The organism is Streptomyces sp. SID3343 (assembly GCF_009865215.1).
In the GTDB taxonomy this organism is placed as follows: domain Bacteria; phylum Actinomycetota; class Actinomycetes; order Streptomycetales; family Streptomycetaceae; genus Embleya.
The window spans coordinates 1-6,552 of sequence record NZ_WWJX01000463.1; the positions used below are offsets into that span (position 1 = coordinate 1).

Annotated in this window: 4 protein-coding genes; 2 read left to right on the forward strand and 2 right to left on the reverse strand. The window is 72.6% G+C overall.

The genetic code is table 11. The annotated features are described in order from the left end of the window. Together GT354_RS15020 and GT354_RS15025 are read right to left on the reverse strand one after the other, a co-directional pair. Positions 1-1,004 (reverse strand): mechanosensitive ion channel family protein (locus GT354_RS15020; RefSeq protein WP_161356815.1); only part of this gene is annotated, 1,004 nt, incomplete at its 3' end. A 96-nt stretch (positions 1,005-1,100) separates the two neighbouring features. Further along, entirely contained in the window at positions 1,101-3,335 is a 2,235-nt protein-coding gene (locus GT354_RS15025; protein ID WP_161356816.1) for a prolyl oligopeptidase family serine peptidase, read from the reverse strand. A 190-nt stretch (positions 3,336-3,525) separates the two neighbouring features. On the opposite strand from GT354_RS15025, the gene GT354_RS15030 reads away from it, so the two are divergent. Continuing rightward, complete coding sequence (locus tag GT354_RS15030; RefSeq protein ID WP_161356817.1) at positions 3,526-4,068, forward strand: HNH endonuclease; 543 nt, start codon at positions 3,526-3,528, stop codon at positions 4,066-4,068. A gap of 198 nt (positions 4,069-4,266) precedes the next feature. Further along, positions 4,267-6,441, forward strand: a complete 2,175-nt coding sequence (gene malQ, locus GT354_RS15035; protein ID WP_237534898.1) for a 4-alpha-glucanotransferase — start codon at positions 4,267-4,269, stop codon at positions 6,439-6,441. Positions 6,442-6,552: the final 111 nt, after the last annotated feature.

Here is a 6,552-nt window from a genome sequence, read left to right on the forward strand (position 1 = left end):
GGCGGCGCGGGCGGCGGCGAGACGGGCACCGGAGCCGGCTCGGCGGGCGGGGCGGAACCCCCCGGGTCCGGGGCGTCCGCAGGGGTCGCGCTCGCGACCGGCTCGCTGATCCGGATGCCCGCGTCGTCGAAGGCCCGCTTCATCCGCCCGCGCAACTCGCGCGCGACCGACAGTTCCTGGCCCGGCATGGTCTTGATCTGGACCTGCACCACGACCGCGTCGGGCGTCACCGACTCCATGCCCGACACCGCGGCGGGGCCCCACACGCGCTCGTTCCACGGCTCGACGTCGGCCAGTGCCTCCGCGGTGGACACGATCACCGCGCGCACCTTCTCGACGTCCTCGTGGTAGCCCACCTGGACGTCCACCTTGGCCGTGCCCCAGCCCTGGCTTTTGTTGCCGATCCGCTTGATCTCGCCGTTGCGGATGTACCAGACCGTGCCGTCCACGTCCCGCAGCTTGGTGATCCGCAGGCCCACCTCGACCACCGTGCCGGTCGCGGCCCCGGCGTCGACGAGGTCGCCGACGCCGTACTGGTCCTCCAGGATCATGAACATCCCGGACAGGAAGTCGGTCACCAGGTTGCGCGCGCCGAAGCCGATCGCGACGCCCGCGATGCCCGCGCTCGCCAGGAGCGGGGCGAGGTTGACCTTGAACTCGCCGAGCACCATGAGCCCCGCGATGCCCAGGATCACGAAGGACGCGGTGCTGCGCAGCACCGAGCCGACCGTCTCGGCGCGTTGCCGGCGGCGCTCGGCGTTGAGCAGGAAGCCGGTGACCGGGCGCCCGGTGCTGTCCGTGCCGCTGTTGGCCATCCGACCCACGAGTTGCGTGATGAGCTTGCGGGTGACCGCGCGCAGGATCAGCGCCACCAGGATGATCGACAGGATCCGGATCGGCGTCACCACGAGGGACTCACCGTGGCGGTCGAACCACGACGACACCTTGCCGTCCTGCTTCGCAGCATCGAAGGACAGCAGGAATCCGGGAACGAGCACGGACACGTACAACGCCTTTCGGACGACGGGAGACGGACTTTCCTCCCACAGTAGCCACGGAGCCGGCGGCGCCCGGGCGGTACATCGGCTTCGCGGCTTATGTCACCGATCACTACCTTCTCCGCTTCGGCGAGGCCCGGGGGCGACCGGGGCGGCCGAGGCGACCGAGGCGACCGAGGCGGGGGCCGCGTCCGCCGCCCCGTCGACTCCCTCGGCCAGGTCCAGCCCCGTCCAGTGCGCCAGGAACGCCAGCGTGTCGACGCTGAGTTCGACCGTACGGGTGACCGAGCGGGCCGCGTGGCCCACCTGTGCCTCGGCGCGCAGCAGGATCGGCCGGTCGCCGCCGGCGGCGTGTCGCAAGGCCGCGCACATCTTGCGCGCGTGCAGCGGATCGACCCGGGTGTCGCCGTCGAAGACGGTGAACAGCACCGCCGGGTAGTCCACGCCCTCGCGCACGTGGTGATAGGGCGAGTAGCCGAGCAGCCACGCCAGTTCCTCGGCGACCGCCGCGCTGCCGTACTCGTCCGACCACAACCGGCCGAGCCCGAACCGCTCGTAGCGGACCATGTCGAGCAGCGGCATCGAGCACGCCACCGCCGCGTACAACTCGGGCCGCTGGGTCAACGCGGCGCCCACCAGGAGCCCGCCGTTGGATCCCCCCGAGGCGGCCAGCCGGTCGGGCGCGCTCCACCCGCGCGCGGTCAAGTGCTCGGCGGCGGCGTGGAAATCGTCGAACACGCGTTGCTTGTGCCCACGCATCCCCGCTCGATGCCAGTCCTCGCCCTCCTCGCCGCCGCCGCGCAGGTTCGCGATCGCGTACACCCCGCCCGCCTCGACCCACGCCAACGCGCCCGCCGAGTAGGCCGGGCCGAGCGATACGCCGAACCCCCCGTATCCGTACAGCACGGCCGGGCGCGGTCGATCCGGCGCCGCGGTCGGCGCGATCACGAACATCCGGACCGTCGCGCCGTCCGCCGACGTGTACGACTCCTGGTGTACGTGCACCCGAGGCAGCTCGGCCGTGCCCGGCGAGGCCGCCCACGTGTCGATCGCGCCGGTGCGCGCGTCGTAGCGCAGCACGGCAGACGGCGCGCTGTAGTCCGACCAGCCGAACCACGCCTCGTACCCGCCCTCGGGCCGCTCGGTCGGTGCGCCGACCGACCCCGGCGACCCGCCCGGCATCGGCAGCCGCGCCGACACGGCCCCGCTCGCCAGGTCGCACACGCTCACCTCGCCCACCGCGTGCCGCGTCCGGGTCACCACCAATACCGGCCGCTCGACCCCGTCGCCGTCCAGGATCGCGTAGCCCGACAACACCGCGTCCGACTCCTCGGCGACCAGGTCGCGCCACCCCTCGGGCTCCGGCGCCGCCGGATCGCCCACGCACAACCGCCCGCGCGGCGCGTCCAGGTCGGTGAGCACGTACAGCCGCCCGTCGCGCCCCACCCGTACCTCGGTGAGCGCGTCGAGCCCCACCGCCACCGGCCGAAACACCGGCCGGGCCGGATCGCCCGCCCGCAGATCGGCCAACCACACATCGTTGCGCGGCGCCGTACCGAGCGACGCGGACACCGTGAGCCAGTGACCGTCGTGGCTCACCCCCACCCCGAAGTACGTCCCCGCCCCACTGCCCGTGCCGAACACCTCGACGTCACCGGCCGGATCGGTGCCCACCCGGTGCAGATACACCCGCCGGTGGTGCTGTTCCTCGCCCGCCGGCGCCTGTTCCGGGGACAGCCTGCGCACGAGGTAGAACGCGGAACCGCCCGGGAGCCAACCGATCGAGGTGTCCCGCACCCGGTCGATCGGGCCCTCCACCGGCGCCCCGGTCGCCACGTCGAGCACGTACAGACGCGACTCCTCGTCGCCCCCGGTGGACAGCAGGTAGGCCAACAGGTCGCCCTCGTCGGAGGGCACCCACCGGTCGAGCGTCGTGGTCCCGGACGCGTCGATCGCGATCGGGTCCACGAGCGCGCGCTCGGCGCCGTCCGCCTCGACCACGAACAGCACCGCGTGCTCGCGGCCGGGATCACGGCGGACCACGAAGTGCCGCTCGCCCCGCCAGCACGGCAATCCGGTCAGGCCGGTCGCGAGCAACTCGGTCAGCCGCGCGCGCAATCGGTCGCGTCCGGCCAATCGGCCCACGTGCGCGCGAAACGCCTCGTCCTGCGCGGCGGACCAGGCACGGGTGGTGGCCGAGTCCGCGTCCTCCAGGGCGCGATACGGGTCGGCCACCCGGTGACCGAACAGCACGTCGGCCGTGTCCCCACGGGCGGCGACAAGGTCGGGCGAGGTCCGACGAGGAGCGTCTTCCACAGGCTGCACAGGGCGCGTCATGGGCGCACCCTAGACGCCGGCGCCGGGCCGCGCGGGCCGGTGCGGCCCCGCCACGCATGGCCACTCGTGCAGGTGAACGCTCTGTGACCTTGTCGATTCCTGGTAGCGCAGGGGGTATCCGGCCATGGACACTGGAGGCCGATCGTCACCGGCGCGAGCCACGCGCCGCCGGCGTCACAGGGAGGCATACGTGCCGCATTCGCTGGTACTCAACGCGTCGTACGAGCCCCTGTGCGTGGTGCCCGTCCGCCGCGCACTGATCCTCGTGTTGAACGACAAGGCCATGTGTCTGGAAGAAACAGGCACCATCCTGCACAGCGCCACCACCGAGATTCCCGTACCCAGTGTCATCCGACTGACCCGATTCGTCCGTATCCCCTTTCGGGGCCAAGTTCCGCTCACCCGCCGGGCGCTTTTCGCTCGCGACGGTGGGCGTTGTGTCTATTGCGGAAGCGCCGCCACGAGCGTCGACCACGTCGTCCCTCGCAGCCGCGGCGGGCAACACACCTGGGACAACGTCGTATCGGCGTGCCGCCGCTGCAATCACGTCAAGAGCGACCGCTACATCTCCGAGCTGGGCTGGCGAATGCCGCGCACACCATCGCAACCCACCGGCCTCGCGTGGCGGATCCTGGGGACCGGGTTTCGGGATCCACGGTGGGAGCCATACCTGGCGCCGTACGGCGCACAGGAAGCAGGCTTCGACCATTTCGACCAGGTCGCGAGCGCCTAGAAGGCGGCGGATTTCCCCACGGGAGCCCGTCGCTGTTTTTGTTGGGCGGGTTCCCGCGTGCTGTGTCGGGGCCCGTCGAGAGCCGGGCTCGCCGAGGCCGGGCACGGGCGCGGACGCGGTCACCCGGCCGACACACGCGGATCGCGTCTGTGCGGGACACGCCCACACGCGACCCGCTCGGGTGCGATGCTCGCGGGCATGGAGGAACCACGCGAATCGCAGTTGTCCCCCGAACTGGTCCGGCTCGCCTCCGCTTTCGGGGTGGCCACGGAGTATCAGGGGTGGCGCGGTGAATCCGTGCACGCCGCCCCCGCGACAGTGACAGCGGTACTGGACGCGTTGGGGGTGGACGCCTCGACCCCCGAGACCGCCCGCGCCGCGCTCGCCGCACACGACCTGGAACGACGAACCCGCCTGCTGCCGCCCGTGCTCGTGCTGCGTTCCGGCCGGGCGGCCGGATTCACCGTCAACGTGCCCGAGGGGCACCGCCTCGAACTGTGGATCGAACTGGAGGACGGCGGCGTCCGGCGCGACATCGGCCCCGGCCCGACCCGGGGCCCACTCGGCACCACCACCGGCGCGCACGAGATCCCCGCCGACCTCCCGCTGGGTTGGCACACGCTGCACGCACGCTGTACGCCCGGCCCCGAGATCGACCTCGGCTCCGGGGGCGTGCCGAGCGCGACCGGGGAGAGCGCGCACGCGTCGTGCCCCGTCGCGATCACCCCCTCGGTGCTGCCCGCGCCGACCGGCCGCTCGTGGGGCTACATGGTGCAGCTGTACTCGTTGCCCTCGCGCCGCTCGTGGGGCATCGGCGACCTCGCCGACCTGGCCGACCTCGCGGTGTGGTCGGCCCGTGCCCACGGCGCCGGCTTCGTCCTGGTCAACCCGCTGCACGCGGCCTCGCCGGTGCCACCCGTCGAACCCTCGCCCTACCTGCCGGTCAGCCGTCGCTTCCCGGACCCGATGTACGTACGGGTCGAGGCGGTACCGGAGTTCGCCTACCTCACCCCCGTCGAACGCGCGGTCGCCGAGGAACTCAAGGCCGAGGCCGGGGACGGCCACGACGGCGCCGAGCACCTGGACCGCGACGCGGTACGGGTGGCCAAGCGCGAGGCGCTCGCGCTCGTGCACAAGGTCACCCGCAGCGTCGGCCGGGAGGCGGACTACCGCGCGTTCATCGAGCGCGAGGGGCGGTGGCTCACCGACTTCGCGACGTGGTGCGCGCTGGTCGAGGAGCACGGCCCGTCCTGGCGCGACTGGCCCGAGAACCTGCACGATCCGGACTCGGCCGCAGTCACCGCCGAACGCGAACGGCTCGCCCACGCGGTCGACTTCCACCGCTGGACCCAGTGGGTGGTGGCCGAGCAGCTACAACACGCGCAGGACGCGGCGACCGGCGCCGGCATGCCGGTGGGCATCGTGCACGACCTCGCGGTCGGCGTGCACCCCGACGGCGCGGACGCGTGGGTGCTGGGCTCCGAACGCGGCGGCCGGGTGCTCGCGCTCGGCGCCACGGGCGGGGCGCCGCCGGACGCGATGAACCAGATCGGGCAGGACTGGAACCAGCCGCCGTGGCATCCGGCGCGCCTGGCCGAGGCGGGCTACGCGCCGTACCGCGAGTTGCTGCGCGCGGTGTTCCGCCACGCCGGCGCGGTGCGCGTGGACCACGTGCTCGGGCTCTTCCGGTTCTGGTGGGTACCCAAGGGCAACAGCCCCGCCGAAGGCGCCTACGTGCGCTACGACCACGAGGCCATGGTCGGCATCCTCGCGCTGGAGGCGTACCGCGCGGGCGCGATCGTGATCGGCGAGGACCTGGGCACGGTCGAGCCGTGGGTGCGCACCTACCTCGCCGAGCGCGGCATCCTGGGCACGTCCGTGCTGTGGTTCGAGCGCGACGACAAGGGCCGCCCGTTGCCGCCCGAACAATGGCGCGAGGCGTCCTTCGCGACCGTCACCACGCACGACCTGCCCCCCACCGCCGCCAGGCTCGCGGGCGAGCACATCGACCTGTGGGAACGGCTACACCTGCTCGTGCGCGACGTGGCGGTCGAACGCGCCGAGGACACCGCCGACCGCGAGCAATGGCTCGAACTCCTGCGCCGGCGGGGCCTGCTGCGGCCGGGGGCAGGGGAGCGCGAGACGATCGAGGCACTGCACCGGTTGCTCGTCGCCACACCGTGCCGACTGCTCGGTGTATGGCTGCCGGACGGAATCGGCGACCGCCGCCCGCAGAACGTGCCGGGGACATGGAACCAGTATCCCAACTGGCTCCTGCCGATCGCGGACGCCAAGGGCCGACCGGTCTATGTGGAAGACCTGCCGGTCGACCCGCGCGCGGTGTCCTTGGCCCGGGTGTTTCGGCCCTCGTGACATGTTCGTGGCCGCATGGCCCTGAGGGTTGCCCTGGTGTCGGTGCAGCGGGCTGCGGGTGGGATTTGGTCGGGTCGGGAGGTGTTCCCACCCGCACCACCCGTTGCGTTT

What these genes read in the sequence shown, in the direction of transcription:
- GT354_RS15025 (WP_161356816.1), bottom strand. Translation starts at nt 3,335, where the DNA reads ATGACGCGCCCTGTGCAGCCTGTGGAAGACGCTCCTCGTCGGACCTCG.
- malQ (WP_237534898.1), top strand. Translation starts at nt 4,267, where the DNA reads ATGGAGGAACCACGCGAATCGCAGTTGTCCCCCGAACTGGTCCGGCTC.